This window comes from Variovorax sp. 10N412 (genome assembly GCF_056394985.1).
This window is the reverse complement of the sequence record NZ_JBFTIO010000007.1, coordinates 150,516-176,532: the sequence shown is the minus strand read 5'-3', so window position 1 is coordinate 176,532 and position 26,017 is coordinate 150,516. Positions and strand designations below refer to the sequence as shown.

At 68.4% G+C, this 26,017-nt stretch carries 28 protein-coding genes and 1 tRNA gene; 18 read left to right on the top strand and 11 right to left on the bottom strand.

The genetic code is table 11. The annotated features are described in order from the left end of the window. Together AC1DJH_RS18475 and dusB are read right to left on the bottom strand one after the other, a co-directional pair. Positions 1-237 carry a Fis family transcriptional regulator gene (locus AC1DJH_RS18475; protein WP_007838304.1) on the bottom strand — a complete coding sequence of 79 codons (237 nt, stop codon included), beginning with the start codon at positions 235-237 and terminating at the stop codon, positions 1-3. A gap of 20 nt (positions 238-257) precedes the next feature. Further along, positions 258-1,319 carry a tRNA dihydrouridine synthase DusB gene (dusB, locus tag AC1DJH_RS18470; protein ID WP_472121746.1) on the bottom strand — a complete coding sequence of 354 codons (1,062 nt, stop codon included), beginning with the start codon at positions 1,317-1,319 and terminating at the stop codon, positions 258-260. Positions 1,320-1,504: 185 nt separating this feature from the next. Here dusB and AC1DJH_RS18465 point away from each other — a divergent pair, with 185 nt between their 5' ends. Then, the gene (locus AC1DJH_RS18465) at positions 1,505-1,969 is read left to right on the top strand and encodes a YqaA family protein (protein ID WP_478186670.1); all 465 of its coding nucleotides are present in this window, start codon (positions 1,505-1,507) and stop codon (positions 1,967-1,969) included. Here AC1DJH_RS18465 and AC1DJH_RS18460 read toward each other — a convergent pair whose 3' ends face one another. Together AC1DJH_RS18460 and ychF are read right to left on the bottom strand one after the other, a co-directional pair. Then, positions 1,970-2,644 carry a glutathione S-transferase family protein gene (locus AC1DJH_RS18460; RefSeq protein ID WP_478186669.1) on the bottom strand — a complete coding sequence of 225 codons (675 nt, stop codon included), beginning with the start codon at positions 2,642-2,644 and terminating at the stop codon, positions 1,970-1,972. A gap of 178 nt (positions 2,645-2,822) precedes the next feature. Then, complete coding sequence (gene ychF / locus AC1DJH_RS18455; RefSeq protein ID WP_472121760.1) at positions 2,823-3,914, bottom strand: redox-regulated ATPase YchF; 1,092 nt, start codon at positions 3,912-3,914, stop codon at positions 2,823-2,825. Between the two features lie 207 nt (positions 3,915-4,121). On the opposite strand from ychF, the gene AC1DJH_RS18450 reads away from it, so the two are divergent. The 6 genes from AC1DJH_RS18450 to rbsD all read left to right on the top strand — a co-directional run bounded on the left by AC1DJH_RS18450 (position 4,122) and on the right by rbsD (position 10,308). Continuing rightward, complete coding sequence (locus AC1DJH_RS18450; protein WP_435484934.1) at positions 4,122-5,075, top strand: sugar ABC transporter substrate-binding protein; 954 nt, start codon at positions 4,122-4,124, stop codon at positions 5,073-5,075. Between the two features lie 123 nt (positions 5,076-5,198). Beyond that, complete coding sequence (locus AC1DJH_RS18445; RefSeq protein ID WP_478186668.1) at positions 5,199-6,797, top strand: sugar ABC transporter ATP-binding protein; 1,599 nt, start codon at positions 5,199-5,201, stop codon at positions 6,795-6,797. Further along, positions 6,794-7,789, top strand: a complete 996-nt coding sequence (locus AC1DJH_RS18440; protein ID WP_435484932.1) for an ABC transporter permease — start codon at positions 6,794-6,796, stop codon at positions 7,787-7,789. The genes AC1DJH_RS18445 and AC1DJH_RS18440 overlap by 4 nt, the downstream gene beginning before the upstream one ends. A gap of 34 nt (positions 7,790-7,823) precedes the next feature. Next, the gene (locus AC1DJH_RS18435; protein WP_478186667.1) at positions 7,824-8,942 is read left to right on the top strand and encodes a LacI family DNA-binding transcriptional regulator; all 1,119 of its coding nucleotides are present in this window, start codon (positions 7,824-7,826) and stop codon (positions 8,940-8,942) included. Positions 8,943-8,947: 5 nt separating this feature from the next. Beyond that, positions 8,948-9,919 carry a ribokinase gene (rbsK, locus tag AC1DJH_RS18430; protein WP_478186808.1) on the top strand — a complete coding sequence of 324 codons (972 nt, stop codon included), beginning with the start codon at positions 8,948-8,950 and terminating at the stop codon, positions 9,917-9,919. Beyond that, complete coding sequence (gene rbsD, locus AC1DJH_RS18425; RefSeq protein WP_478186666.1) at positions 9,916-10,308, top strand: D-ribose pyranase; 393 nt, start codon at positions 9,916-9,918, stop codon at positions 10,306-10,308. Before rbsK ends, rbsD begins: the two co-directional genes overlap by 4 nt. Positions 10,309-10,327: 19 nt before the next feature. On the opposite strand, the gene AC1DJH_RS18420 is transcribed toward rbsD, so the two are convergent. Next, positions 10,328-11,209, bottom strand: a complete 882-nt coding sequence (locus tag AC1DJH_RS18420) for an MOSC domain-containing protein (RefSeq protein WP_478186665.1) — start codon at positions 11,207-11,209, stop codon at positions 10,328-10,330. A gap of 189 nt (positions 11,210-11,398) precedes the next feature. On the opposite strand from AC1DJH_RS18420, the gene AC1DJH_RS18415 reads away from it, so the two are divergent. From AC1DJH_RS18415 to AC1DJH_RS18405, 3 genes are read left to right on the top strand one after another with little or no spacing between them, the layout of a single operon-like run. Next, complete coding sequence (locus tag AC1DJH_RS18415) at positions 11,399-12,526, top strand: FAD-dependent monooxygenase (protein ID WP_478186664.1); 1,128 nt, start codon at positions 11,399-11,401, stop codon at positions 12,524-12,526. A 47-nt stretch (positions 12,527-12,573) separates the two neighbouring features. Next, positions 12,574-13,296, top strand: a complete 723-nt coding sequence (locus AC1DJH_RS18410; RefSeq protein ID WP_472121784.1) for a DsbC family protein — start codon at positions 12,574-12,576, stop codon at positions 13,294-13,296. Then, positions 13,296-15,140 carry a M61 family metallopeptidase gene (locus AC1DJH_RS18405; protein ID WP_478186663.1) on the top strand — a complete coding sequence of 615 codons (1,845 nt, stop codon included), beginning with the start codon at positions 13,296-13,298 and terminating at the stop codon, positions 15,138-15,140. The genes AC1DJH_RS18410 and AC1DJH_RS18405 overlap by 1 nt, the downstream gene beginning before the upstream one ends. Here the strand turns inward: AC1DJH_RS18405 and AC1DJH_RS18400 are convergent. Next, positions 15,137-15,727 carry a DUF2325 domain-containing protein gene (locus AC1DJH_RS18400; protein WP_478186662.1) on the bottom strand — a complete coding sequence of 197 codons (591 nt, stop codon included), beginning with the start codon at positions 15,725-15,727 and terminating at the stop codon, positions 15,137-15,139. The two genes, AC1DJH_RS18405 and AC1DJH_RS18400, sit on opposite strands and share 4 nt — an antisense overlap. 61 nt (positions 15,728-15,788) lie before the next feature. Then, positions 15,789-16,124, bottom strand: a complete 336-nt coding sequence (locus tag AC1DJH_RS18395; protein WP_435484924.1) for an SMR family transporter — start codon at positions 16,122-16,124, stop codon at positions 15,789-15,791. A gap of 198 nt (positions 16,125-16,322) precedes the next feature. Between AC1DJH_RS18395 and AC1DJH_RS18390 the strand changes: the two genes are divergently transcribed. Further along, positions 16,323-17,102 carry an enoyl-CoA hydratase gene (locus tag AC1DJH_RS18390; protein ID WP_435436851.1) on the top strand — a complete coding sequence of 260 codons (780 nt, stop codon included), beginning with the start codon at positions 16,323-16,325 and terminating at the stop codon, positions 17,100-17,102. Positions 17,103-17,114: 12 nt separating this feature from the next. On the opposite strand, the gene AC1DJH_RS18385 is transcribed toward AC1DJH_RS18390, so the two are convergent. Together AC1DJH_RS18385 and AC1DJH_RS18380 are read right to left on the bottom strand one after the other, a co-directional pair. After that, on the bottom strand, positions 17,115-18,386 hold the full coding sequence (locus AC1DJH_RS18385; protein WP_478186661.1) for a hypothetical protein: 1,272 nt from the start codon (positions 18,384-18,386) through the stop codon (positions 17,115-17,117). After that, positions 18,383-19,048 (bottom strand): sigma-70 family RNA polymerase sigma factor, encoded by a 666-nt coding sequence (locus AC1DJH_RS18380; RefSeq protein ID WP_478186660.1) that lies wholly within the window; start codon positions 19,046-19,048, stop codon positions 18,383-18,385. Before AC1DJH_RS18380 ends, AC1DJH_RS18385 begins: the two co-directional genes overlap by 4 nt. Positions 19,049-19,184: 136 nt before the next feature. Between AC1DJH_RS18380 and AC1DJH_RS18375 the strand changes: the two genes are divergently transcribed. The 6 genes from AC1DJH_RS18375 (at position 19,185) to AC1DJH_RS18350 (ending at position 23,381) form a co-directional block, all read left to right on the top strand. Then, positions 19,185-20,732, top strand: a complete 1,548-nt coding sequence (locus AC1DJH_RS18375) for a vWA domain-containing protein (RefSeq protein ID WP_478186659.1) — start codon at positions 19,185-19,187, stop codon at positions 20,730-20,732. A 54-nt stretch (positions 20,733-20,786) separates the two neighbouring features. After that, positions 20,787-20,863, top strand: a tRNA-Met gene (locus AC1DJH_RS18370). A gap of 78 nt (positions 20,864-20,941) precedes the next feature. Next, entirely contained in the window at positions 20,942-21,346 is a 405-nt protein-coding gene (locus AC1DJH_RS18365) for a DUF2946 family protein (RefSeq protein WP_478186658.1), read from the top strand. Between the two features lie 110 nt (positions 21,347-21,456). Continuing rightward, positions 21,457-22,071 (top strand): SCO family protein, encoded by a 615-nt coding sequence (locus tag AC1DJH_RS18360; RefSeq protein WP_478186657.1) that lies wholly within the window; start codon positions 21,457-21,459, stop codon positions 22,069-22,071. Between the two features lie 30 nt (positions 22,072-22,101). After that, positions 22,102-22,575 carry a copper chaperone PCu(A)C gene (locus AC1DJH_RS18355; RefSeq protein WP_478186656.1) on the top strand — a complete coding sequence of 158 codons (474 nt, stop codon included), beginning with the start codon at positions 22,102-22,104 and terminating at the stop codon, positions 22,573-22,575. Positions 22,576-22,970: 395 nt separating this feature from the next. Then, positions 22,971-23,381, top strand: a complete 411-nt coding sequence (locus tag AC1DJH_RS18350; protein WP_478186655.1) for a hypothetical protein — start codon at positions 22,971-22,973, stop codon at positions 23,379-23,381. A 48-nt stretch (positions 23,382-23,429) separates the two neighbouring features. On the opposite strand, the gene AC1DJH_RS18345 is transcribed toward AC1DJH_RS18350, so the two are convergent. Then, a complete protein-coding gene (locus AC1DJH_RS18345) occupies positions 23,430-23,759 on the bottom strand; it encodes a hypothetical protein (RefSeq protein WP_478186654.1) in 330 nt (109 codons plus the stop codon). A 151-nt stretch (positions 23,760-23,910) separates the two neighbouring features. Here AC1DJH_RS18345 and AC1DJH_RS18340 point away from each other — a divergent pair, with 151 nt between their 5' ends. After that, on the top strand, positions 23,911-24,288 hold the full coding sequence (locus AC1DJH_RS18340; RefSeq protein WP_478186653.1) for a hypothetical protein: 378 nt from the start codon (positions 23,911-23,913) through the stop codon (positions 24,286-24,288). On the opposite strand, the gene AC1DJH_RS18335 is transcribed toward AC1DJH_RS18340, so the two are convergent. Further along, on the bottom strand, positions 24,264-25,904 hold the full coding sequence (locus tag AC1DJH_RS18335) for a 3-(methylthio)propionyl-CoA ligase (protein ID WP_478186652.1): 1,641 nt from the start codon (positions 25,902-25,904) through the stop codon (positions 24,264-24,266). The two genes, AC1DJH_RS18340 and AC1DJH_RS18335, sit on opposite strands and share 25 nt — an antisense overlap. Positions 25,905-26,017: the final 113 nt, after the last annotated feature.

The window sequence follows — 26,017 nt, the reverse complement described above, 5'->3', positions numbered from 1 at the left end:
TTATTTCAAAAGTTTGTGTTCGACCAGCTTCTTGCGAAGGGTGTTGCGATTCAGGCCCAACCATTGCGCGGCCTTCGACTGGTTGCCTTCGGCGCGCGTCATGACGACATCGAGCAGGGGTTTCTCGACCACGCGCACGAGCATTTCGTACATGCCGTCGGGTTCGGTGCCGCGCAGATCGCGAAAGTAGCTGTCCAGACTGGTGCGCACGCAGTCCTCGATGTGTTTCTTGCTCATTGCTTTTCTTCTCTTCTCTCTCAATCGACGGCGCAAGCCGCCTCCTCTTCACCGGACAGTTCTTCGTCCGCCTCGTGTTGTTCGGGCATGCGCGCCATGCGGTCCGCCAGCCCGTCGAAATAGTCGCCGACCGCGCGCAGCTGCGCCGCACAGTCTTCGATGGTGTTCATTCGCGCGCGGAACGCCTCACCATCGGGCAAGGTCTTCACGTACCAGCCGATGTGCTTGCGCGCCGTGCGCACGCCGCTGTAGTCGCCGTACAGCGCGTAGTGCTCCACCAGATGGTCGAGCAGCAGGCGGCGCACGTCCACCACGAGCGGCGGTGCACGGTGCGTGCCGGTTTCCAGGAAGTGCGCGATCTCGCCGAAGATCCAGGGCCGGCCCTGCGCGGCGCGCCCGATCATCACCGCGTCGGCGCCGGTGGCCGCGAGCACGTCGCGCGCTTTCTCGGGCGAACGGATATCGCCGTTGGCCACCACCGGCACGCGCACCGCGGCCTTCACCGCCGCGATGGTGTCGTACTCGGCATGGCCCTTGTAGCCCTGCTCGCGCGTGCGGCCGTGCACGGTGAGCATCTGCACGCCGGCCGATTCGAAGTCGCGCGCCAGCTTCACCGCATTGCGGCGGTCGTGGCTCCAGCCGGTGCGCATCTTCAGCGTGACCGGCACGTTGAAAGGCTGCGCGGCATCGACCACGGCCTGCACGATTTCGAGCGCCAGCGGCTCGTCGCGCATCAGCGCCGAGCCGGCCCACTTGTTGCAGACCTTCTTGGCCGGGCAGCCCATGTTGATGTCGATGATCTGCGCACCGCGCTCGATGTTGTAGACCGTGGCCTCGGCCATCATCGCCGCGTCGGTGCCGGCGATCTGCACCGCGATGGGGCCCGGCTCGCCGTCGTGGTTGGCGCGGCGCGAGGTCTTCAGCGTGCCCCAGAGTTCCTTGCGCGAGGTGACCATCTCGCTGACCGCATAGCCCGCGCCCAGTTCACGGCACAGCATGCGGAAAGGCCGGTCCGTCACGCCGGCCATGGGCGCGACGAACAGGCGGTTTTCCAGCGTGTGGGTGCCGATCTGCAAGGTCATTTGGAAGGGGAGCGGTGCGCGTTCGGCTGCTGAAAAATGAGGCACGATTGTAGCCACGCCGCATTTCAGCGACTGAAACGATTTGCGCCCTGGGTTCCCGTGTAAATACGGGTGTTTCGCGGCGCTTCCTCCGACGCGGGTGCGACGTGAGCGCTGCCTATACTGCGCGGGCCCTACCTCACCTTATGCAAGCCTGGCTCGACTCCCTCATGGCGCTGCTGGCGCTGCCGCAGTACGGTCTCTCGACGTTGTTCGTGGCCGCGTTCGTCTCCGCCACGCTGCTGCCGGTGGGCTCGGAGCCCTTTCTCTTCGGGCTGCTCAAGCTCAACCCCGACATGTTCTGGCCCGCCATCGCGGTGGCGACCGCGGGCAACACGCTGGGGGGCGCGGTCGACTGGTGGATGGGCTACGGCGCGCACAAGGTGGCGGACAAATACTCGCACTCGAAACACCATGTGCGAGTTTTGGGCTGGCTGGAGCGGCTGGGGCCGAAGGCCTGCCTGCTCAGCTGGCTGCCGCTGGTGGGCGATCCGCTGTGCGCGGTGGCGGGATGGCTGAAGCTGCCGTTCTGGCCCTGCCTGGCCTACATGGCCGTCGGGAAGTTCCTGCGCTACATCACGATGACGCTGGCGCTGATGCAGATCTTCTGATCAGCTCAGCAGGCCGTAGGGACCGCCGCGTTCGAGCGCGCGCTTGTACGCGGGGCGCGAATGGATGCGCTCCAGGTACGCCATCAGCTTGGGGCGCTTCGCGTCGAGCCCGCCGCGCGCCTGCGAGGCTTCCACCGGGAAGCTCATCTGGATGTCGGCACCGCTGAATTCGTCGCCGGCAAACCATTCGCTCTTGCCGAGCTCGGCTTCCATGAAGTTTAGGTGCCCCGTGATGTTCGGGTTGATGAACGCGCCCTTGGCCTTGGCCGCGATGGCCTTGGCGATCGGCTTGGCGAAGAACGGCATCTTGGCCGTCTCGATGCGGTCGAACACCAGCTTCAGCAGCAGCGGCGACATGGCCGTGCCTTCGGCGAAGTGCAGCCAGTAGCGGTAGCGCAGTGCCTCGGGCGTGCCGGCGGCAGGCGCGAGCCGACCGCTGCCGTAGCGCTCGATGACCGTCTCGATGATGGCACCCGATTCCGCGAGCGTGAGTCCGTCGTCCGTCGTGACCACGGGCGACTTGCCCAGCGGATGAACGGCCCGCAGCGAAGCGGGCGCCAACATGGTTTGCGAATCGCGCTCGTAGTGGACGATCTCGTAGGGCAGGTCGAGCTCTTCGAGCAGCCAGAGCACACGCTGCGAGCGTGAGTTGTTGAGGTGGTGGACGGTGAGCATGGGGGCGGGCCTTGAGAAGGATTCGGGGCGCGCGGAGTCTACCGAACAAACAGCGAAAGAAGCCCCCGGACTCTTTTCGTGAAACACCGAGGAACCGGCTCTGCCGGGCCTCAGGTGTTGCCCCCGGTAGGGGGTTGGAGAAGCGACACGAAGTGCGCGAAGCCTGGGGGCGAGCCTGTTATGAGCTGAACAGGAAGTTCATCACGTCGCCATCCTTCACGACGTATTCCTTGCCTTCCGAGCGCATCTTCCCCGCGTCCTTGGCGCCCTGCTCGCCCTTGAAGGCGATGTAGTCCTCGAACGCGATGGTCTGGGCGCGGATGTAGCCCTTCTCGAAGTCGCCGTGGATCACGCCGGCCGCCTGCGGGCCGGTGTCGCCGATGTGGATGGTCCAGGCGCGCACTTCCTTCACCCCGGCGGTGAAGTAGGTCTGCAGGCCCAGCAGCTTGTAGGCCGCGCGGATCAGGCGGTTCAGACCCGGCTCTTCCTGGCCGATTTCGGCGAGGAACATCTTCTTGTCCTCGTCGTCCATCTCGGACAGGTCGGCCTCGATCTTGGCGCAGATGGCGACCACGGGCGCGCCCTGCTTGGTGGCGTACTCGCGCAGGCGGTCGAGGTAGGGGTTGTTCTCGAAGCCGTCCTCGGCCACGTTGCCCACGAACATCGCGGGCTTGGCGGTGATCAGCGTGAACGACTTCACCAGCGGCTGCTCTTCCTTGGTGAAGGAAAGCGCGCGCACCGGGATGTTCTCGTTGAGCGAAGCCTGGCAGCGCTCGAGCAGGGCGACGAGCTTTTGCGCTTCCTTGTCGCCGGAACGCGCGACCTTGGTGTGGCGGTGCAGCGCCTTCTCGACCGTGGCCAGGTCGGCCAGGCAGAGTTCGGTCTGGATCACCTCGATGTCGGAGATCGGATCGACCTTGCCGGCCACGTGGATCACGTTCTCGTCGTCGAAGCAGCGCACCACGTTCACCGTGGCATCGGTCTCGCGGATGTGTGCGAGAAACTTGTTGCCCAGGCCTTCGCCGGTGCTGGCACCGGCCACCAGGCCGGCTATGTCGACGAACTCGACGATCGCGGGCACCACGCGCTCGGGCGTGACGATCTCGCTCAGCGCGGCCAGCCGCGGATCGGGCACTTCCACCACGCCCACGTTGGGCTCGATGGTGCAGAAGGGATAGTTTTCCGCTGCGATACCGGCCTTGGTCAGCGCATTGAAAAGGGTGGATTTACCGACGTTGGGCAGGCCGACGATGCCGCATTGCAAACTCATGGGGGGTCCTCTTGGGTAACCGCGGATTTTAGGCGAGCAGGCTTGCATGCCCCTTGGGCACGCCTTCGAGCCCCCAAAACTGCATGCCCGAAATCAGGGTTAGCACTCATTGGCAAACGTTTGCGCAAACGTTTTCGTTGGTTAACATCGGAGCCCCCGGCAAAGACCGGCGTACCCGCTGCCCCATCACCTCAGGAGACATTCACCATGAAGTTCACCCGCCGTACCCTGCAAAGCGCCGCCGCCCTGACGCTGCTGGGCGCCTTCGCCGCAACGCCCGCCTTCGCCCAGGACAAGCCCAAGGTCGCGCTGGTCATGAAGTCGCTGGCCAACGAATTCTTCCGCACCATGGAAGACGGCGCCAAGGCGCACAACAAGGCCAACGCCTCGCAATACACGCTGGTCGCCAACGGCATCAAGGACGAGACCGACACCGCCGCCCAGATCAAGATGGTCGAGCAGATGGTGGCGCAGAAGATCAACGCGCTGGTCATTGCGCCTGCCGATTCGAAGGCGCTGGTGCCGGTGATCAAGGCCGCCATCGACAAGGGCATCCTGGTGGTCAACATCGACAACCAGCTCGACGCCGCCGCACTGAAGGAAAAGGGCATCCAGGTGCCCTTCGTCGGCCCCGACAACCGCGCCGGCGCCAAGCTGGTGGGCGACGCGCTCGCCAAGGACCTGAAGTCGGGCGACAAGGTCGGCATCATCGAAGGCGTGTCGACCACCTTCAATGCCCAGCAGCGCACGCTGGGCTACCAGGACGCCATGAAGGCCGCCGGCGTGACGGTGGTCGGCGTGCAGTCGGGCCAGTGGGAAATCGACAAAGGCAACACGGTGGCCGCCGGCATGATGCGCGAGCACCCCGACCTGAAGGCCCTGCTGGCCGGCAACGACAGCATGGCGCTGGGCGCGGTGGCGGCGGTCAAGGCCGCGGGCAAGACCGGCAAGGTGCTGGTGGTGGGCTACGACAACATCGGCGCCATCAAGCCGATGCTGGCCGACGGCCGCGTGCTCGCCACGGCCGACCAGTTCGCCGCCAAGCAGGCCGTGTTCGGCATCGAGACCGCGCTGAAGGCCATCGCCGACAAGAAGAAGCAGTCGGAAATGCCCGCCGAAGTGAAGACCGACGTGGTGCTGGTCACCAAGTCGTCGAAGTGAATGTTGCTCGCCCCCAGGCAGCGCGCACTTCGTGTCGCAACGCCCACCCGTGCCGGGGGCAGCACCCACGGCCCGGCGAAGCCGGTTCCGTGGTGTTTCTGGAATGAATGAGGTTGCCCATCGATGGCTGACAACGATCGCAGCGCGCCCGTGCTTTCGCTGAGCGCGCTCGGCAAGGACTATGCGGCGCCGGTGCTGGACGACGTCTCGCTCGTGCTCCACGCCGGCGAAGTGCTGGCCCTCACGGGCGAGAACGGCGCCGGCAAGAGCACGCTGTCGAAGATGGTGTGCGGCCTGGTGCAGCCCACGCGCGGCCAGATGCTGCTCGACGGCAAGCCCTTCGCGCCCGCCTCGCGGCGCGACGCCGAGCGCCTGGGCGTGCGCATGGTCATGCAGGAGCTCGGCCTCGTCACCACGCTGTCGGTGGCCGAGAACCTGCTGCTCGACCGCCTGCCCAACAAGACCGGCTGGATCCGCCGCGGCAAGCTGCACGAGCTGGCCGCGCGGCAACTGGCCAAGATCGGCATGCAGAACATCGACCCAGCCACGCCCGTGGCGCGGCTGGGCATCGGCCAGCAGCAGATGGTCGAGATTGCCCGCAACCTGCAGGACGACACGCGCGTGCTGGTGCTCGACGAGCCCACCGCCATGCTCACCCCGCGCGAAACCTCGCACCTGTTCGAGCAGATCGACCTGCTGAAGGCGCGCGGCGTGGCCATCGTCTACGTGTCGCACCGGCTCGAGGAACTGCAGCGCATCGCCGACCGCGTGGCGGTGCTGCGCGACGGCCGGCTGGTCGACGTGCGCGCGATGGCCGGTGTGCGCGAATCTGAGCTGGTGCAGCGCATGGTCGGGCGCGCGGTGCACGAGCACGAAGGGCGCGATCGCCGCACTGCCGGCCCCGTGCTGCTGAGCGCGCGCGGCATCGGCCGGGCGCAGGTGGTTCGCGATGTCGACATCGACCTGCGCGCGGGCGAAGTCATGGGCCTGGCCGGCCTGGTCGGCTCGGGCCGGACCGAGCTGGTGCGGCTGCTGTTCGGCGCCGATCGCGCGGACCGTGGCGAGATCACGCTGTATGAAAAGGGCCAGCCCACGCAGCATGCGCGCAAGGGCTGGCGCTCGCCGATGCAGGCGATTCGCGCCGGCATCGGGCTGGTCACGGAAGACCGCAAGTCGCAAGGGCTGCTGCTGACGCAGTCGATCCGCGTCAACGCCACCCTGAGCGACCTGGGCGCCGTCTCGCGCGGCGGCTGGCTGCTGCGCGCCAGGGAGCGCGGCATTGCGCAGCGCCTGGTGGAGCTGCTGCGCATTCGCTCGCGCAGCATCGAGCAGCCCGTCGCCACGCTCAGCGGCGGCAACCAGCAGAAGGTGGTGTTCGCGCGCTGGCTGCACCGCGAATGCAAGGTGCTGCTGCTGGACGAACCCACACGCGGCGTGGACGTGGGCGCGCGCGCCGACCTCTATGCCGAACTCGACCGCATGACCGACGCCGGCCGCGCACTGCTGATGGTGTCGAGCGACCTGCGCGAACTGATGGCCATGTGCGACCGCATCGGCGTGATGAGCGCGGGCCGGCTGGTCGCGGTGTTCGAGCGCGGCGAATGGAGCGAGCAGTCGCTGCTGGCCGCCGCATTCAGCGACGCCACCGGGCGCGCGCCCTCCGCCGCTGCCCTTGCTTCAGCCCCCACCGACAACGTCCCGGCCACCGCCGACACACCATGACCGCTGCCGCCTCCCCGACCCCCACCAAGCCGTCCGCGCAGTCCGCGCTCAAGGGCCAGCTGGGCACCTACCTCGGCCTCACCGTCGTGCTCGTGGGCATGATCGCGCTGTTCGGCTCCATGAGCGAATACTTCCTCACGCGCGACACCTTCGTCTCCATCGCCAACGAAATTCCCGCGCTGGCCGTGATGGCGGTGGGCATGACCTTCGTGCTGATCATCGCGGGCATCGACCTGTCCGTCGGCTCGGTGCTGGCGCTCAGCGCGGCCGTCACCGCCGCCGCCATCCTCGAATGGAAGCTCTCGGTGCCTGTCGCCGCAGTGCTCGGCCTCGTCACCGGCCTGCTTTGCGGCACGGTCACGGGCGCGGTGTCGGTGGCCTGGCGGCTGCCGAGCTTCATCGTCTCGCTGGGCATGCTCGAAGCGGTGCGCGGCGGTGCCTACCTGGTGACCGACTCGCGCACGCAGTACGTGGGCGACGCCATCTCGGGCCTGGCCGCGCCGTGGATCGGCGGCATCTCCGCAGCCTTCGTGCTGGCGGTGGTGCTGGTGGTCGCAGGGCAGGTGGTGCTCACGCGCACGGTGTTCGGCCGGCACGTGGTCGGCATCGGCACCAATGAAGAAGCGATGCGCCTGGCGGGCGTGGACCCGCGCCCCATCCGCATCATCGTGTTCGCCGTCACCGGCCTGCTGGCCGGGCTCGCGGGCCTGATGCAGTCGGCGCGCCTCGAGGCGGCCGACCCGAACGCCGGCGTCGGCATCGAGCTGCAGGTGATCGCGGCCGTGGTCATCGGCGGCACCAGCCTCATGGGCGGGCGCGGCTCGGTGATCAACACCTTCTTCGGCGTGCTGATCATCGCGGTGCTCGAAGCCGGGCTGGCGCAGGTGGGCGCGAGCGAGCCGAGCAAACGCATCATCACCGGCGCCGTGATCGTGGTGGCCGTCATCATCGACACCCTGCGCCAGCGCCGGGCCGACCGCCGCCTGGCCTGACGCCCTTCCACACATCCAGGAAACCGACACAGCCATGGCCACCATCAAGGACGTCGCACTGCAGGCGGAAGTCTCCGTCACCACCGTGTCGCACGTGGTCAACGACACGCGCCACGTGAGCCCCAAGGTGCGCGAGCGCGTGGAGCTTGCCATCCGCGAGCTGGGCTACGTGCCCAACGCGATGGCGCGCAGCCTGAAGAGCAACACCACCTCGACGCTGGGCATGCTGATTCCCAACAGCTCCAACCCCTACTTCGCCGAGATCGTGCGCATCGTGGAAGACCGCTGCTTCGCCGCCGGCTACACGCTGGTGCTGTGCAACACCGACGACGAGCCGCAGCGCCAGAGCGTGTACCTGAAAGTGCTGGCCGAGCGCCGCATCGACGGGCTGATCGTGGTGTCGACCGGCGCGGGTACCGGCACCGACGACAGCGCCTCCCTGGCCAAGCAGCTGCACGGCCTGCGCGTGCCGACCGTGCTGGTCGACCGCGAGATCGACGACCCGGCCTGCGACCTCGTGGAAACCGCGCACATGCAGGGCGGCCTGCTCGCGGTGCGGCACCTGCTGTCGCTGGGCCACAAGCGCATCGCCTGCATCGGCGGGCCGGTGGGCGTGATGCCGAGCGAGCAGCGCGTCGAAGGCTGGCGCATGGCGCTGGCCGAGAGCGGCGCCACCCCCGACATCGCCGACGCCGATGCGCTGCTGTGGCGCGGCGGCTTCACCAGCCAGGGCGGCTACGAGGCCATGCACGCCATCCTGCGCACCGAGCGCAAGCCCTCGGCCGTGTTCGTCTGCAACGACCTGATGGCCATTGGCGCGCTGCGCGCGGCGCATGAAAGCGGTGTGCGCGTGCCCGACGAGCTGTCCATCGTGGGTTTCGACGACATCGAACTGTCGGCCTACATGAGCCCCCCGCTGACCACCGTGGCGCAGCCCAAGGAGCGCATCGGCGCGCTGGCGGTCGACATGCTGCTCGAACGCGTCAGCGGCAAGCGGCGCGATGCGCGCAAGGTGGTGCTGCAGCCCGAGCTGCGCGTGCGCGCCTCCACGGCACGCCATGCGAGCTTCCGCGAAGCGACCGTGCCGGCGGACCACAGCCCGTCCGCCTCTTCCACATCTTCCACGCCGACCCGAAAGTCCCGTACTCCGTGACCCCCGTGACCCCCGTGCCTTCGACGCCTTCTTCCAGCCGCAACCCGCCGCCGCGCATCGTGGTGCTCGGCAGCCTCAACATGGACCTGGTGCTGCGCGTGCCGCACGCGCCGGCCGCGGGCGAAACCCTGCTCGGCCATTCGATCGCCACCATTCCCGGCGGCAAGGGCGCCAACCAGGCGGTGAGCTGCGCGCGCGAAGGCGCCCGCGTGCAGATGATCGGCTGCGTGGGCGACGACGCGCACGGCACGGCCCTGCGCGACGCATTGCGCAGCGACGGCATCGACACCACGGCGCTGCGCACGGTGTCCGGCGAGCCGACCGGCACCGCCCTGATCCTCGTGGAGGACAGCGGCCAGAACCGCATCGTCATGATTCCCGGCGCCAACGCCCGGGTCGCGCTCGACGAGGCCGCGCTGACACAGCAAGTGCAGGGTGCCGCCTTCCTGGTGACGCAGTTCGAGACGCCGATGGACCAGGTCGCGCGCGCCATCGCGGTGGCGCACGGCGCGGGCTGCAAGGTGCTGCTGAACCCGTCGCCGATGCAGGCGATCGCGCAGCCGCTGTGGCCGCAGATCGACACGCTGGTGGTCAACGAAATCGAGGCGCAGGCGCTGTGCGGCGAGTCCGCCGACACGCCGCAGCAAGCCGCGCAAGCCGGCCAGGCGCTGCGCGCCAAGGGCATTGCGCGCGTGGTCGTGACGCTGGGCGCGCGCGGCGCGGTGGCGGTCGACGCCGACGGGGCGCGCCACCATCCCGCGCCGAAAGTGCAGGCGGTCGACACCACGGCCGCCGGCGACACCTTCCTGGGCGCGCTCGCCGTGGCGCTGGGCGAAGGCCAGTCCTTCGACGAGGCCGTGCGCCTGGGCATTCGCGCCGCGGCGCTGTGCATCCAGCAGCCCGGCGCCCAACCCTCCATTCCGCGGCGCGACGCCGTGCTGCAAAGCCCCCTGCCGCCCGACTGGACCGCGCTGTGAAACGTACCGCCCTGCTGCACGCCGAACTGTCCCAGGTGATCGCCTCGCTCGGCCATGGCGACATGCTGGTGCTCGGCGATGCCGGCCTGCCGATTCCCGACGGCCCGCGCCGCATCGACCTGGCCGTGGCGCGCGGCGTGCCGCAGCTCGACGACGTGCTGAAGGCCGTGCTGTCCGAGATGCAGGTCGAAGGCATCGTGGTGGCCGGCGAGGCGCTGGGCGACGCCGGGCAGTTGCCGGGCTGGTTCCCGCAGTCGCTCGGCATCGCGCCGCAGACCGTGTCGCACGAAGAATTCAAGCGCCGCACCGCCAAGGCCCGCGCCATGGTGCGCACGGGCGAATGCACGCCCTACGCCAACATCATCCTGATCGCCGGCGTGAGCTTCTGAGGCGCCCGCCGGGGGCGGTTTACTCGAACCTGTAGTTCGCGCCCACGGCCTGCCCCACCTTGAGCGTGTATTCCACGCCCTGGATCACGATGCAGTTCATGCCGAAGGTGATGCCGCCGTCCACGCGCGGGTCCTTGCGGTAGGTGCGCAGCATGTCGCCCACTTCGGGGCTGCTCAGGGCCGTGGCCGGGTCGATGTCCGGAATCGGGCAGCGGGTGCAGGGCTTGACAGGGCGCAGCTCGGCCTCGCCTTCGCCGGTGGTGATGTGCAGCGCGTCGACGCGGTCCTCGTCGTGCGACTCCATGCCGGCGAGCACGATGTTCGGGCGAAAGCGCTCGATGCCGACCGCGGCGTGGCCGGCCGCGGCGAGCCGCTCGTTCAGGTCCGCCAGCGAGCCCTCGCTGGCCACCAGCACCGGAAAGCCGTCGGCGAACTGGTTCTCCGCCTCGACGCCGTCGGTCCATTTCAGGCTCGACAGGCGCTTGTGCTCGGGGTCGAAGCGCACCAGGCGCAGCGTCTGCGGCTTGCCGGGCTCCGAGAGAAAGTCGCTGAACCACTGGGCGGCGATGTCGCCCATGTCGTAGGCGGCCACCTCGTCCCTCCACACGCGCACGCGCACCGGCTGCTCGACCCGGTCGAAGGCCAGGTGCAGCGCCAGCATGCCGGGCGCGCGCAGCACCACTTCCATGTGCTTCATCTGCGGGCGGATCAGCGCCATGCGCGGCAGCTGCCGCTGGGTGACGAATTCGCCTTGCGCGTCGACCACCATCCACGCACGGTCGAACTCCAGGCCGGTCTCGGTCAGCAGCATTTCGGGGAGCTCGACGCCGGCACAGGACTTGACCGGGTAGATGAACAGGCGCGCGATGGTGGCTTCGAGGTCGAAAGCGGGCTGGGACACGGTGAGGGTTCCTTGGTTGCTTGGAAGGCGGCCGCAATTGTCCCGCAGCTTCAAGACCACGGCAGCCCAGGCCAGGGAGACCGCCCGACCGGCCTTGCCGGGCCGCGGGTATCGCCCCCGCGCGGGGCTTGGCGAAGCGGCACGAAGTGCGCAAAGACCGGGGGCCGTCCATGTTCTTACAATGAATTCATGGCCCTCCCCCCAGAAGTTTGCATTCGTGGCGCCGGCATCGTCGGCCGCACGCTGGCCCTGCTGCTCGCGCGCGAGCGTGTGCGCGTCGCGCTGGTCGTGCCTCCGGCCGCGCAGGGCAAGGAAGACATCCGCGCGTACGCGCTCAATACCGCCTCCCGGGCCCTGCTCGAATCGCTGCGCGCCTGGCCCGACGCGGCCCACGCCACCGCGGTGCGCGAAATGCTGGTGCACGGCGACGAAGGCGGACGCGTGCAGTTCAGCGCCGCGCGCCAGAAGGTCGATGCGCTCGCCTGGATCGTCGACGTGCCCGCGCTCGAGCAGCAACTGGTTGACGCGGTGCGCTTCCAGCCCCTGATCGAGATCGTCGCCGAGCCCGTGGCCGCACCGCTCACCGTGGTGTGCGAAGGCAAGGCCAGCAGCACGCGCGAGGCGCTCGGCGTGAGCTACGAGGTCACACGCTACCCGCAGCACGCGATCGCGGCGCGCATGGAGGCCGGCCAGTCGCACGACGGCATCGCGCGCCAGTGGTTCAACGACAAGGGCGAGGTGCTCGCGCTGCTGCCGCTGGGCGGCATGCACGGCAAGGCGGTCGCGCTGGTGTGGTCGGTCGACCAGCTGCGCGCACCGGCCCTGCTGGCACAGGGCGACGAGGAATTCAACGCCGCCGTGACCGAGGCCAGCCACAACGCGCTCGGCGCCCTCCAGCTCACGAGCGAACGCGGCGCCTGGCCGCTGGCCCGCGCCATTGCCGACCGCTGGACCGGCGCCATGCCCGGGCAGCCGACGCGCTCGTGGGCGCTGGCGGGCGACGCCGCCCACACCGTGCACCCGCTCGCGGGCCAGGGCCTGAACCTGGGCCTGGCCGACGCGGCCGCGCTGGCCGGGGTGATCAAAAACCGCGACTACTGGCGCAGCGTGGGCGACGCGCGCCTGCTGCGCCGCTACGAGCGCGAGCGCCGCGCCGACGTGCTGCAGATGAGCCTGGCCACCGACGGGTTGCAGCAACTTTTCTCGCACAACCTGGGTCCACTTCCTGCATTGCGCAACTGGGGCATGCGCGGTTTCGACCGCACGCGCCTGGTGAAGCACTGGATCACGGCGCAAGCCATGGGCCTGAAGGCCTGACCGTTCTCTTTCGCCCTCTTTACGCACAGCACCAACGGATCTCCCCGATGACACTCGCACGCAACCTCCTTCTCGCCGCCTGCACGCTGGGCGCGGTCGTGGCCGCCACCGCCGGCGAAGCCGAGATCCGCAAGAACCTGCCCTTGCGCATTCCGCAGTTCCCGGCCATCGACGAGGTGTCGAAGGCACCCGTGCCGGGCCTGTACGAAGTGCGCGTGAACGGCTCGCAGATCTTCTACACCGACGAACAGGGCAACTACCTGATCCAGGGCAACCTGATCGACGTGAAGACGCGCAAGAACCTGACGGAAGAGCGCGTCGAGAAGCTCACCGCCGTCGCCTTCGACCAGTTGCCGCTGAAAGACTCGATCAAGATCGTGCGCGGCAACGGCAAGCGCAAGCTGGCGGTGTTCGAAGACCCGAACTGCGGCTACTGCAAGCGCTTCGAGAAGGACATGAAGACGGTCGACAACGTCACCGTGTACCTGTTCCTGTACCCGGTGCTCGGCCCCGATTCGACCGTCAAGTCGCGCGACATCTGGTGCAGCAAGGACAAGGGCAAGGCCTGGGGCGACTGGATGGAAGCCAGCGCCAAGCCGGCCACGGCTTCGGGCAGCTGCGACGTGACCGCGCTGCAGCGCAACGTCGAGTTCGGCCGCAAGTACAACATCACCGGCACGCCCACGCTGATCTTCAGCGACGGCACGCGCACCCCCGGCGCCATTCCCGCAGAGCAGGTCGAGAAGCAACTCGCCGCCTCGTCCAGCTGATGGCGACGAAAACCCCCGTTCGGCGCGCGGCCGTGGCAGCGCCTGAGGCAGGCGTGCGTTATCGCGTGGCGTGCACCGACCTGCATGCGCACCTGTTCAGCGTCACGCTGACCATCGACGCCCCCGACGCCCAGCAGCGCCTGACGCTGCCGGTGTGGATTCCGGGCAGTTACCTGGTGCGCGAGTTCTCCAAGAACCTGCAGGGCCTGCGCGCCACGCAGGGCCGCCGCAAGCCCGCGCTGACGCAGCTGGACAAATGCAGCTGGCTGGTCGAATGCACGCCCGGCCAGCCGCTGGTGCTGAACTACCAGGTCTGCGCCTACGACAACTCGGTGCGCACCGCCTGGCTCGACGCCGAGCGCGGCTTCTTCAACGGCACCAGCGTGTGCCTGCGGGTGGAAGGCCAGACCGAAGCGCCGCATGCGCTGGACATCGTCGCGCCGGCGCTGGCCGCCGGCGCCGCGCGCTGGTCCTGCGCCACCGCGCTGGTGCCGGTCAAGACCGACGGGCACGGCTTCGGCAGCTACCGGGCCTCGGGTTACGACGAGCTGGCCGACAGCCCGGTCGAGCTGGGCGCCTTCTGGAGCGCCGAGTTCGAGGCCTGCGGCGTGCCGCACCGCTTCGTGATCGCGGGCGCCGCCGCCTCGTTCGACGGCGAGAAGCTCATTGCCGACACCCAGGCCATCTGCGAAGCCGAAATCCGCTTCTGGCACGGCGACAAGGCCGGCAAGCGCGGCGGGCCGAAGCTGCCCATCGACCGCTACGTGTTCATGCTCAACGCGGTGGACGACGGCTACGGCGGCCTCGAACACCGCCATTCCACGGCGCTCATCTGCAACCGCCGCGACCTGCCGCAGCGCGGCGCCAAGAAGCAGCCCGAGGGGTACACCACGTTGATGGGCCTCATCAGCCACGAGTACTTCCACACCTGGAACGTCAAGCGCATGCGGCCGGCCGAGTTCGCGCGCTACGACTACGGCCGCGAGAACTACACGCAGCTGCTGTGGTTCTTCGAGGGCTTCACCAGCTACTACGACGACCTGCTGCTGCGCCGCGCCGGACGCATCGACGACGGCGCCTATCTGCGCCTGCTGAACAAGACCCTCAACCAGGTCATGCAGACGCCGGGACGCCTGGTGCAGCCGGTGGCCGACGCCAGCTTCGACGCCTGGGTCAAGTACTACCGCCAGGACGAGCAAACGCCCAACAGCACGGTGAGCTACTACACCAAGGGCGCGCTGGTAGCGCTGTGCTTCGACCTCACGCTGCGCCACGAAGGCAAGGGCACGCTTGACGACGTGATGCGCCACCTGTGGACGCACAGCGGCAACGGCGGCCCGATCAGCGAGGCCGACATTGCCGCCGCGCTGGAGGCCGTAAGCGGCCGCTCATACGCCGATGAGCTGGCGCGCTGGGTGCATTCGACCGAGGAGCTTCCGCTCGCGCAACTGCTGCGCGCGCACGGCGTGGCCACGCTGGAAGACCCGTCGCAGCAGGCCCAGGTGCTCGGCCTGCGTGTGGCCGAGGCCGGCGGCAGCGTGCAGGTGAAGGTGGTGCTGCGCGGCGGCGCGGCCGAGAAGGCCGGCTTTTCCGCGAACGACGAGTGGATCGGCATCGAGCTGCCCGCCGTCGCCAAGCGCGGCCAGCAGCGCCCGGCGCAGGCCTGGCGCATCGCCAAGCTCGACGACCTGGCGCTGTACCTGGGCGACACGACGAAGTTCACGGCCATCGTGGCGCGCGACCGCAAGCTGATCAGGCTGCCGCTGGTGCTGCCGGCCGGCGTGACCACCTGGCGCCTGTTCGCGCACGACGCCACCAAGCTGGCGGGCTGGCTGAAGGGCTAGGCGTTTTCCGCGGCGCCAGGGTGCCGCACGAAGCGCATCGGCTGCGGCTCGCCGACCAGCACGCAAGGCTTGCCGGTGCGCCGGCAGTGGTCTTGTACACGCCAGTAGGCGCCGTGGCTCACGCAGCCGGTCTGGCAGATCACGAGGTCGGCCGCGCGCAGGCTGGCTTCCAGCGCAGGGTCGTCCGCGTTGTCGCCGCCGTCGTGGTGCAGGTAGCGGCCGCCGGCGATCTCGACCAGCTGCCGTGCGAGCGACGGCGCTTCTTCTTCCTGGCCCACGCACAGCACGGCCTTTTCACGCAGGTCGGCCGGCACGTGCGGCGGCGGCGGCGGCGCCATCAGATGACGGCGCCTGTCCGGCGACAGCAAGGTGTTCAGCCGCTTGGGCAGCGCCCCGCCCACGGCCGCGCGCACCGCCAGCTCTTCGCGCACGATGGCAATGGCCGAGTCGCGTGCCACCAGCGCGCCGCGTAAACGGACGATCTGCGCCTCTAGCCTTTCCACCAGCGCGGCCTGCTCGACCAGCAGGCGCGAGCATCGCTCCTGCACGCGGGCATAGGCCCGCAGCAACACGGCATGTTCTTGCATCGGCAACTCCATGGCGGGCATTCTAGATGAGAACAATTCTCAACTAAAGACCGTTTGCCGCTCAGTGCGAAACCGACTTCGAGAACACGTTCACCACCACCACGCCCGCGATGATCAGCCCGAGTCCCGCGATGGCCGGCCCGTCGAGCTTCTGGCCGAACCACAGCCAGCTCACCAGCGAGATCAGCACGATGCCCACGCCGGACCAGATCGCATAGGCAATGCCGGTCGGAATGGTGCGCAGCGTCAGCGAGAGAAAGAAGAAGGCCACCGCATAGCCGGCCACTGCGGCCAGCGTGGGCCAGAGCTTCGAAAAACCGTCGGAGCCCTTCAGGAAACTGGTGGCGATCACTTCGGCCACGATGGCGACGAACAGGTAGGCGTAGTTGGATGTCATGGCCGGGCACTCTAGGGAAAGCCGGCGCGCAGCGCCATCTGGGCCCAGGGAGTCCCTGCGGCTTGCGCAGGGCATGGCAGCGGAATTTGACGCCCTCCCGCGGCTGTGCGCACACGTGCGGCCCACCGGCATGCTGGGTATAGTGAAGCGCGTTTTTCCCCCAGTTCCCCCGATCCCCAGATACCCCCCGGAGACACCATGAGCTACGAAAACATCGAAGTACGGACCGAAGCAGGCAAGGTCGGCATCATCACCCTCAACCGCCCCAAGGCCCTGAACGCACTGAACGACGCGCTCATGACCGAACTGGGCCAGGCCCTGAAGGCCTTCGACGCGGACGACGCCATCGGCTGCATCATCCTCACGGGCAGCGAACGCGCGTTCGCGGCGGGCGCCGACATCGCGGCCATGGCCAAGTACAGCTTCATCGACACCTACAAGGGCGACTACATCACGCGCAACTGGGAAAGCATTCGCTCCATTCGCAAGCCGGTGATCGGCGCGGTGGCCGGCTTCGCGCTGGGCGGCGGCTGCGAGCTGGCGATGATGTGCGACTTCATCATCGCGGCCGACAACGCCAAGTTCGGCCAGCCCGAGATCAAGATCGGCGTGATCCCCGGCGCCGGCGGCACGCAGCGCCTGCCGCGCGCGGTGGGCAAGAGCAAGGCCATGGACATGGTGCTCACCGCCCGCATGATGGATGCCGCCGAAGCCGAGCGCGCGGGCCTCGTGAGCCGCGTGGTGCCCTTCGAGAAGCTCGCCGACGAGGCGCTGGGCGCGGCGCTGGTGATCTGCGGCTACTCGCAGATCTCGGTGATGGCGGCCAAGGAGTCGGTCAACCGCGCCTTCGAGAGCGGCCTGAGCGACGGCGTGATGTTCGAGCGCCGGCTGTTCCATGCGCTGTTCGCCACCCTCGACCAGAAGGAAGGCATGGACGCCTTCCTGAACAAGCGCGCACCGGACTTCAAGAACGCCTGAGCGGCGCGCCGGTCAACGCGTCAATACCGAGCGCAAGGCGTCGAGCGCCTGGGCTGGCGGCGCGCCGACCAGCGCGGTGCCGCCGGGCTGCGGTGTCCAGCGCACCTGGCCGCCGGCGATCTCCAGCACGGCGATGAGCGCGCCGCCGCGGTAGAAAGCCAGGCGCGCCTCGACCGGTGCGTCCAGCGATGCATCGGGTGCCGTGGCAGAACGCGCCACCGTGCCCACCAACGCGGGCAACCCTTCGATATCGCCGCGCTCGCGGCGCTCCTCGGCGCCCGCGCGTGTGAAGCTCAACGACGTCCATCGCTCCAGTGCGGCGAAAGGCGGCACAGCGACGCGGGACGGTGCGGCCTTGGCGGCTGCGCGCGGCGCGGCATCGCGCAACGCACCGGAAGCGTCCGCATTGGCACCGCCCTGGCTGGCGAGCGCCGATGCATCCGGCGATGGGCGCGAGAGCGGTGCGGCGGCGATGGCCGGCGGCGGCGCGACGGATGCAGCGGGCGCAGCAGGCGCCGGCGGCGCGAAGGCGCGGCGGCGTTCGTTGTCCACGCGCTCCTCACGACGTTCGTCCTGTGCAGGTGCGGGCACGGAGGGCTCGGCCACGACGGCGGGGGGCGCAGAAGGCGCAGAAGGCACAGAAGGCACAGAAGGCGCGACAGGTGCCGCCGCGGCGGGCGCCGGAGCCGCCTGTTTGCGCGCCGGCTGGGCACGCGCAGTTTCCTTGGCGGACGATGAATCACGCAGCACGTTGGCGCGCTGTTCGGCCGCGGGCGCAGCCGGGGCCGGAGCGGCCGGTGCCTGCTGTGCCGCCACCGGCGGTGGCGGCACGGGTTCGGGCGTGGCGGGTGCCACAGGTGCCACAGGTGCCACAGGTGCCACAGGTGCCGCAGGTGCTTCAGCCGCGGGCGCGGCGGCCCCGCCGACACGCGCCTCGCCATCGAGCCGCGCATCGGGCACCGGCTCGCTGCGCCACAGCACCGTGACGAACGCGGCGACGAGCACCGTGGCGAAGGCCGCATTCCACGGCATGCGCGAACGCGGCTCACCACCGCCGCCGAGCAGGCGACGCCACCACGGCATCGCACGCGCGCTGTTGGCGGCGGCGGCGCCCGTTGCCGAGACCGGCGCCACAGCCAGGTTGTGCGCCATCTTCAGGATCGCGTCGCGCGTGCGCGCATCGGGCGCCGCATCGCGGTCGGGGGCGTGGTCGAGCGCGCGGCGCAATGCCGGGTCGCGCAGGCCGTCGGCTTCTTCGTCGAATTCGGTGCGATTGCCGCTCATGCCCGTTGCTCCAGCACCGACAGATAGCGCGCCATGCAGCCGCGCAGTTTCTGCAACCCGTAGCGCAGCCGGCTGCGCACGGTCTCGTATCCGATCTCCAGGCTCGCGGCCAGCGCCTCGACGGTCAGCCCGTCTTCATGGTGCAGCAGGAAGGCCGCGCGCTGGTCGGCCGGCAGCTCGTCGAGGCAGGCCAGCAGGCGGCGGCCGGCGGCGCGCCAGAACGCAAGCTCTTCGGCCGACGGATGCGCGGCCGCATCGAGCGCGCCACGCACGCCGCGCGCCAGCGTGGGCACGGCGTCGCCGTCGTCTTCCGCATGCGCGTCGAGCGTCACTTCGCGCCCGCTCACGCGCAGGCGGTCCATGGCGAGGTTGTGGGCGATGGTGAAAGCCCAGGTGCGCCAGGTCGCGCCCTGCGGCGAGAAGCTGTCGCGCGCCGAGATGATGCGCACCCAGGTGTCCTGGAACACCTCGTCGGCCTGCGCTGCGAGCCGCGCGCCCAGCAGCCGCTTGACGAAGCGGAACAGCCCGCCTTCGTGGCGCGCGTAGAGCACGTCGAACGCGGCGGCGTCGCCTTGCGCGTAGGCCAGCATCAACTGGTCGTCGGGCATGGCCTGGCGCTCTGGAGCGTTCTTGGCGGAAGGGGCGCGGGGAAGCGCGGACATCGAGGGATTCTCACCCGAGCTTGTACGGGCGACCGAAGGCATCGGGGTTCGGGCCGGCAAAAAAAGACACACGGGTTTAACCCCGTTGCCGGTGGGCCGCCGTATCAGCCTGCATCCAACCACCCGGAGTTCTTCGATGACCCAGCCTTTCGCTCCCCGGTTTCGCCGCCCGCTCGCCGCGCTGCTGTGCGCCCAACTGCTGCTCACGGCCTGCGGCGCCACCGAGCCCCTTGCGGTTTCAGCCGCTCCCTCCGGCGTGCGATGGCCAACGCCGGCGCCCGACAGCCACGTGCAGGTGACGCAGGCCGTGCCGAACTTCGAGGCGCCGTCGGCCACGAACTGCGCGCGGCCGATCCAGACGCACGAGACGCCTGGCCTCCCGCGCGCCGCGCGGCTTGAAAGAAGCGAGGCCCGCGACAGGCGGGTGCTCGCCGACGAGGCGCCCGTGCCGCATGCATTGCGCAAACCGTCGCCTTCGGCGGCCTACGCTGGCGCCAGCGGCGGGCTGGCTGCGTCCGTGCCGCCCGCCGCGCCGATCGCAGAAGCAGCGCCCGCCGCCATCGCCGTGCCCGCGCCTGCCGCCCCTGCCGCCCCTGCCACGCCACGCGTCGCCCTCCCACCGCCGGCACAGGCCCCGCGCCCCGCCAACGAACCCGTCACCGCCGGCATGGTCGACGACAACGCCGACTTCGGCGAGTACCTCGCCTTCCGCGACCGCACCCAGGTCACGCACCGCGAGCGCGACATCAGCGCGCGCTACCTGCTTCAGGTGCGCGACGCGCGCGGCGCGGTCGTGCCCGACGCCGAAGTGGCCGTGCAGGCTGCGAGCGGCGCCGCCATGTGGGCCCGAACCGATGCGGGCGGGCGCGCCTGGCTGCATCCCAACGCCTTCGACAAGGCGCGCAGCCCGGTGTACGAAGTCACCGTGCGCAAGAACGGCCGGCAGAGCACCGCCTTTCTGCAGCGCGGCCAGAAGAACGCGGTCGACGTGGTGCTCGACAAGCCCGGCGCCCTGCCGAAGCGCGCGCAGCTCGACCTGGTCTTTCTCATCGACGCCACCGGCTCCATGGACGACGAGATCGCCAGGCTCAAGACCACCCTGCGCACCATCGCCGACCAGGTCGCGCGGCTGCCGAGCCGCCCCGACACCTGCTTCGGCCTGGTGGCATACCGCGACCGCAGCGACGACTTCCTGGTGCGCCGCCACGACTTCACCAACGACCTCGACGCCTTCCAGGGCGTGCTCGACAAGCTGCAGGCCGCGGGCGGCGGCGACTACCCCGAGGCCATGAACGAGGCATTGAACGAAACCGTGCACCGGCTCAGCTGGCGCGGCAACGGCACCACCCGCCTCGTGGTGCTGCTGGCGGACGCGCCGCCGCACCAGGACTACGGCGGCCCCCAGTACGACGACGACATGGTGGCCGCGCTGGGCAAGGGCATCAAGGTGCTGGGCGTGGGCGCGTCGGGGCTCGACAAGCAGGGCGAATACATCCAGCGCCAGATCGCGCAGTACACCGGCGGGCGCTTCGTTTTCCTGACGTACAAGGAGGCGGCGAACCCTGCGAGCGGCCCTGGAACGCAGACCGTGCACGACGTCGGCAACTACTCGGTGCAGACGCTGGACAAGCTGATCGTGCGCCTGGTTTCTGAGGAATTGGGCAAGTTGCCCACAGGTGGTTGAAATGAGCCCAAATGCTGGGCTATAATTTTGGGCTTGGTGCTGCACAGCACCAACGGCTCTTTAGCTCAGTCGGTTAGAGCGATGGAATCATAATCCACAGGTCCGCGGTTCGAATCCGTGAAGAGCCACCAACAACAAAAGCCTTGCAGGTCAACGACTTGCAAGGCTTTTTTCATTGCCTGACGGTGGCTGGCCGATAATCCGCGCCGATGCCCCCGCACACCGCACCGAAGCCCAACACGCCCACATCGCCCCGCGCGAGCCTGCGGCGTCCGGGTGCAAGCCTGATCCGCTGGGTCTTGCTGTGGTTCGCGCTGTCGCTGGGCGCGGCCATCGCCTCGCCGTTGGTGCATCCGCAGGCCATGGAACTGGTGTGCTCGGCCACCGGCTCGGTCAAGGCCGTCGTGCACACCGACGACGGCGCGCAAGAGCTCGGCGCCGGCCACATGGACTGCCCGTTGTGCGTGCTCGCAGGCGCCCCGCCCGCAACGCCGGCCGTCGAGCTGCCCACGCCCCTGCCGCTGGCCCATGCGGTGCAGCCGATTCCGTCCGCGCGCATCGCCGCGGCCACCGCTGCGCCCATGCCGGCGCGCGGGCCTCCTTCGCTCTCCTGACGCTTCTTCAGTTCGTGCGCATGGGATGCGACCTCCGGGCGAGGCGCATCGCACGCGCTCCTGTCATGCGGCGGCGCCCGCAGCGGTGCCGCCAAGAGAGTTTTGCTTCAATGACCCACACACCCCATCCCACGCGGCGCCATTTGCTGCTGGCCGGCGGCGGCCTCGCCGCGCTTTCCCTCGCAGCCTGCGACAAGGTGCTGCCCGCCAGCTACAACGGCGTCGACATCACCGGCGCCAGCTACGCGCAGGACTTCCGCCTCACCGACCCCGACGGCCGCGAACGCACGCTCGCCGACTTCAAGGGCAAGGCCGTGATGATGTTCTTCGGCTTCACCCAGTGCCCCGACGTGTGCCCCACCGCGCTCGTGCGCGCGGCCGAGATCAAGCGGCTGCTCGGTGCGCAGGGCGACCGGCTGCAGGTGATCTTCGTCACCGTCGACCCCGAGCGCGACCTGCCCGTGGTGCTCAAGGCCTACACCCAGGCCTTCGACGCGAGCTTCATCGGCCTGTACGGCGACCTGCAAAGAACCGCGGAAACCGCCAAGGCCTTCAAGGTCTTCTACAAGAAAGTGCCCACCGGCTCGTCGTACACCATGGACCACTCGGCCTTCAGCTACGTGTTCGACCCCAAGGGAAAGATCCGCCTCGTGCTGCGCCACGAGCAGAGCGCGGAGGAATGCGCGCAAGACCTTCGCCAGATCCTCGCGGCCACAGCGGCCTGACCTTCATTTCAAAACCAAGGAGCCTCATTCATGACACCCATCGCACGCATCCTCATCGCTTCGGCAGCCCTGCTCGCAGCCAACGCCCACGCCCAGGTCACCGTCAAGGACGCCTGGGTGCGCGCCACAGTGCCGCAGCAAAAGGCCACCGGCGCGTTCATGCAGCTCAGCGCCGCGAAAGACACGCGGCTGGTGTCGGCCAGCTCGAGCGTCACGCCCCTCGTCGAAGTGCACGAGATGGCCATGCAGGACAACGTGATGCGCATGCGGCAGATTCCCGCACTCGACGTGCCCGCCGGCAAGGCCGTCGAGCTCAAGCCCGGCGGCTATCACGTGATGCTGCTCGACCTCAAGCAGCAGGTGAAGGAAGGCGACACCGTGCCGCTCACGCTGGTGTTCGAGGGCAAGGACGGCCGGCGCGAAACCGTCGAGGTGAAGGCGCCGGTGCGTGCGCTCAATGCATCCGCGCAACCGGCGGCCGGGCACGGCGAGCACAAGCACTGAAACGGCAACGGCGGCACCCCATCGGCCGGCCAAAACGGTAACGAGTCCGCACGAAGAAGGCACCGAAAGTGTGCGAAAGGTCCCTTGAATACCCAGTTCAGGGGATAGCGCGCAGTCCATTTGCCTACAAAATGAGCAATTGATAACAAATACTCACAATTCGGGACGCTTCGGCGACCACCCCTTCGTGGGTGGTCTGGTTCGGGCGATGGGTTGACCAGGAGAGGGGCGGCGGTGTCACCAAGGAAAGCCTTGCTTCGGCTGGGCGGCCCGCGGCGGGATCGACGACAGCGTGGAGGCGTAGACAGGGATCTCAGGTGCCGCTTACTTACCTTCTCCGTTTGGCGCATGCCCGCTTGCCCCTGCACGTGACCGACGCACAAGACGTCAGGCGCGTGTCCGTGCTGAAAGCAACGGGTCTCATCGAGGCCGCCATCGACCCCGCGTTCGACCCGGGGGGCAATTACCGGCTCGCGCAAGCGGCGCTGATCATCTGCATCACCGACGACGGGCATACCGAGATCGAGAAGATGCGCACAGGCCGCAGCGAAGCACCGAGGCAGGCCGTCGACACGAAAGGCATCGAGCCGCTCGACTACCTGCGCCGCATCAAGGACGCGTCGTTCCCGCTTCGCGTGGAAGACCACGAGGAGATCAATTGCATCGAGGCGTTGAAGCTCGCCGGCTTCGTCGATGCGGCGATCAGCGCCGCGCTGATGTGGAAGGGCAGCGACCATCCGCCGGAATTGGCGATCGTGAAGCGCATCACGCCGCTGGGGCGGGCGCGGTTGGCAGGGCGCAAGTAGCCTGAGCGCGCTGCGCACCCTGTGCGGATGGAACGGCGTCGGGCGCGGCTAGCGCCGCACGGCGTCCAGCGTTTCGCACTGGCCTTCGATGTCGGCGTGCAACCTGCCCAGCGCCGCCACCACGAACCGCTGAAGCGAGGCGCGATGCACGGCATCGAGAAGAGGCGCTCGTGCATTAGCAGCGTTCGCTTCATCGCGTTGCTCTTCATCCCACGCGAGCAACTGCATCAGCGTGTGCGCACCGTCCACCACATCGCGCGCGTCGTTGAGAAACGAGGCACGCGCGCGTGCCTCGTGGTCGAGTCCCTCGAGGGAATTCCAGACAAAGGGTTTGAACTTCGCGCGCCCGTGCGCAGCAGTGCTTGATGAACCGGCCATGAGGCCTCCTGACATTTCGGTTTTGCAACAACCGACGCACTCGCTGCTAAACGAAGGCGGCGGCTCGAACGGGTTAGCAGACCGGGAAACGCGAGGCGAAACCGGCAGGGCTCGCGCCCTCCCCTCCGAGCCGCCTAAAAGGAAGCCAGAAATGGAAAAGCCGCAAACCAATGCGGTCAGCGGCTTCTTCGCCGCGTTTCTTCAGGCTGCTAAACCCGGCCCCACTCATCGCAAGGCGGAGTGGAATGTAGCGGCGCGCATCGCCGCAGTCAACCGACGGGGCCCATGCGAAAACGCATGGCCGACAACGCACGAGCCCGAGCGCATTAACACGCTTTCCGGCATTCCCCACGCCGCGATAGCCCTCTTTTCGACCCTCGTCGAGGTACTGCCTATTCAACAGGCAACGTGGTGGAAACCCACGCCAGCCGTGGCTTCGCCGGGTCGCCTCCCCGCACAACCCACAGAGTTGTCCACAGAAAAATCGAACAAGTCACGGAACTGTCAAAGAGACGTCGCGGCCACATAACCCTTGAACTGCTCGCGCAACTTGGTCTTCAGCAACTTGCCGGTGGCTGTATGCGGCAGGCTGTCGACGAAAGCCACGTCGTCCGGCAGCCACCACTTCGCCACGCGCCCTGACAGAAAAGTGAGCAATTCCTCGCGCGTGACTTCGGCGCCTGCGCGCTTCACCACGATGAGCAACGGCCGCTCCTGCCACTTCGGATGCGCGATGCCGATGACCGCCGCCTCGGCCACCGCCGGGTGCGCGCTCGCGGCGTTCTCCAGGTCGATGGAAGAAATCCATTCGCCGCCCGACTTGATGACGTCCTTTGCGCGATCGACCAGCTGCACATAGCCGTCCTCGTCGATGTTGGCGACGTCGCCGGTCGGAAAAAAGCCCTCGGCATCGAGCACCGAGCCGCCCTCGCCCTTGAAGTAGCCGCTCGCAATCCACGGCCCGCGCACATGCAGATGGCCGAAGGCCTTGCCATCGTGCGGCAGGCGCTGGCCGTCCTCGCCGACGATCTTCAGCTCCACGCCCCACACGCCGCGGCCCTGGCGCATCTTCACGCGCAGCTGCTCTTCCTTGGGCATCGAAAGGTGCTTGGGCAGCAGGTTGCCGATCACACCGATGGGGCTGGTCTCCGTCATGCCCCAACCCTGCACGAAGTCGGCGCCGAAGTCGCGCTCGAAGCGTTCGATCATGCTGCGCGGCGTGGCCGCGCCGCCCACGCCGATGCGCTTGAGGCCAATGGCGCGCGTGTCGATCTCGGGGTGCGCATCGAAGTACTGGAACAGCATCAGCCAGATGGTGGGCACCGCCTGCGAGAAGCCGACCTTCTCGTCGCGCATCAGCTCGTACAGGCTCTGGCCGTCCATGTGCGGGCCGGGCATGACCAGCTTGGCGCCGGCCATGGCCGCCGCATACGGCATGCCCCAGGCGTTGGCATGGAACATGGGCACGGCGAGCAGCAGCGTCATCTGCGAGTTGACGCCGAAAGTGTCGGGCGCGCATTCCATCAGCGAGTGCAGCACGGTCGAGCGGTGCGAATACAGCACGCCCTTCGGATGGCCGGTGGTGCCCGAGGTGTAGCAAAGCGAAGACGCGGTGCGCTCGTCGAATTCGGGCCATGCATACACCTCGCTCTGCGTGCCCACCAGTTCGTCGTAGCACAGCAGCTGGGGCACGTCGATGGCAGGCATGTGCGCGCGGTCGGTCATGGCGATGAAGGCGCGCACCGACTTCAGCTGCGGCGCGAGCTTCTCGACCAGCGGCGCGAAGTTGGCGTCGAAGAACAGCACCTTGTCTTCGGCGTGGTTGACGATGTAGTCGATCTGCTCCGGAAAGAGCCGCGGGTTCACGGTGTGCAGCACCGCGCCCGCACCCGAGACACCGAAGTACAGCGCCAGGTGGCGCCAGGTGTTCCACGCGAGCGTGCCCACGCGGTCGCCGGGCTCGATGCCGAGCGCCTTCATCGCATGGGCCACCTGCTTGGCGCGGCGCTGTATCTCGCCGTAGTTGGTGCGGTGCAGCGGGCCTTCCACGGAGCGGCCCACGACCTCGGCGTGCGGATGGAAGGTGGCCGCATGATCGATGAGCGACGAAATCAGCAGCGGGCGGTCTTGCATCAATCCGAACATGGCCTGTCTCCTTCTTTGGGCGCGACGCGCGCTGCATCGTAGGCAGCGGCCACGGCGCGCCGCATCGTCGGAACGGACGATTGAGCGCGCGCGAAAGCGTGAAGGGAACGAAA

Excerpts from the sequence above, each read along its gene's own strand:
- AC1DJH_RS18335 (WP_478186652.1), bottom strand. The coding sequence starts at position 25,904 with ATGTTCGGATTGATGCAAGACCGCCCGCTGCTGATTTCGTCGCTCATC.
- AC1DJH_RS18385 (WP_478186661.1), bottom strand. The coding sequence starts at position 18,386 with ATGAGCGGCAATCGCACCGAATTCGACGAAGAAGCCGACGGCCTGCGC.
- AC1DJH_RS18465 (WP_478186670.1), top strand. The coding sequence starts at position 1,505 with ATGCAAGCCTGGCTCGACTCCCTCATGGCGCTGCTGGCGCTGCCGCAG.
- AC1DJH_RS18340 (WP_478186653.1), top strand. The coding sequence starts at position 23,911 with ATGGAAAAGCCGCAAACCAATGCGGTCAGCGGCTTCTTCGCCGCGTTT.
- AC1DJH_RS18405 (WP_478186663.1), top strand. The coding sequence starts at position 13,296 with ATGGCGACGAAAACCCCCGTTCGGCGCGCGGCCGTGGCAGCGCCTGAG.
- AC1DJH_RS18365 (WP_478186658.1), top strand. The coding sequence starts at position 20,942 with ATGCCCCCGCACACCGCACCGAAGCCCAACACGCCCACATCGCCCCGC.
- AC1DJH_RS18435 (WP_478186667.1), top strand. The coding sequence starts at position 7,824 with ATGGCCACCATCAAGGACGTCGCACTGCAGGCGGAAGTCTCCGTCACC.
- AC1DJH_RS18360 (WP_478186657.1), top strand. The coding sequence starts at position 21,457 with ATGACCCACACACCCCATCCCACGCGGCGCCATTTGCTGCTGGCCGGC.
- AC1DJH_RS18410 (WP_472121784.1), top strand. The coding sequence starts at position 12,574 with ATGACACTCGCACGCAACCTCCTTCTCGCCGCCTGCACGCTGGGCGCG.
- AC1DJH_RS18345 (WP_478186654.1), bottom strand. The coding sequence starts at position 23,759 with ATGGCCGGTTCATCAAGCACTGCTGCGCACGGGCGCGCGAAGTTCAAA.
- AC1DJH_RS18380 (WP_478186660.1), bottom strand. The coding sequence starts at position 19,048 with ATGTCCGCGCTTCCCCGCGCCCCTTCCGCCAAGAACGCTCCAGAGCGC.
- AC1DJH_RS18355 (WP_478186656.1), top strand. The coding sequence starts at position 22,102 with ATGACACCCATCGCACGCATCCTCATCGCTTCGGCAGCCCTGCTCGCA.
- AC1DJH_RS18445 (WP_478186668.1), top strand. The coding sequence starts at position 5,199 with ATGGCTGACAACGATCGCAGCGCGCCCGTGCTTTCGCTGAGCGCGCTC.
- AC1DJH_RS18440 (WP_435484932.1), top strand. The coding sequence starts at position 6,794 with ATGACCGCTGCCGCCTCCCCGACCCCCACCAAGCCGTCCGCGCAGTCC.
- ychF (WP_472121760.1), bottom strand. The coding sequence starts at position 3,914 with ATGAGTTTGCAATGCGGCATCGTCGGCCTGCCCAACGTCGGTAAATCC.
- AC1DJH_RS18395 (WP_435484924.1), bottom strand. The coding sequence starts at position 16,124 with ATGACATCCAACTACGCCTACCTGTTCGTCGCCATCGTGGCCGAAGTG.
- AC1DJH_RS18390 (WP_435436851.1), top strand. The coding sequence starts at position 16,323 with ATGAGCTACGAAAACATCGAAGTACGGACCGAAGCAGGCAAGGTCGGC.
- AC1DJH_RS18460 (WP_478186669.1), bottom strand. The coding sequence starts at position 2,644 with ATGCTCACCGTCCACCACCTCAACAACTCACGCTCGCAGCGTGTGCTC.
- AC1DJH_RS18475 (WP_007838304.1), bottom strand. The coding sequence starts at position 237 with ATGAGCAAGAAACACATCGAGGACTGCGTGCGCACCAGTCTGGACAGC.
- AC1DJH_RS18415 (WP_478186664.1), top strand. The coding sequence starts at position 11,399 with ATGGCCCTCCCCCCAGAAGTTTGCATTCGTGGCGCCGGCATCGTCGGC.
- AC1DJH_RS18400 (WP_478186662.1), bottom strand. The coding sequence starts at position 15,727 with ATGCAAGAACATGCCGTGTTGCTGCGGGCCTATGCCCGCGTGCAGGAG.
- AC1DJH_RS18375 (WP_478186659.1), top strand. The coding sequence starts at position 19,185 with ATGACCCAGCCTTTCGCTCCCCGGTTTCGCCGCCCGCTCGCCGCGCTG.
- dusB (WP_472121746.1), bottom strand. The coding sequence starts at position 1,319 with ATGACCTTGCAGATCGGCACCCACACGCTGGAAAACCGCCTGTTCGTC.
- AC1DJH_RS18450 (WP_435484934.1), top strand. The coding sequence starts at position 4,122 with ATGAAGTTCACCCGCCGTACCCTGCAAAGCGCCGCCGCCCTGACGCTG.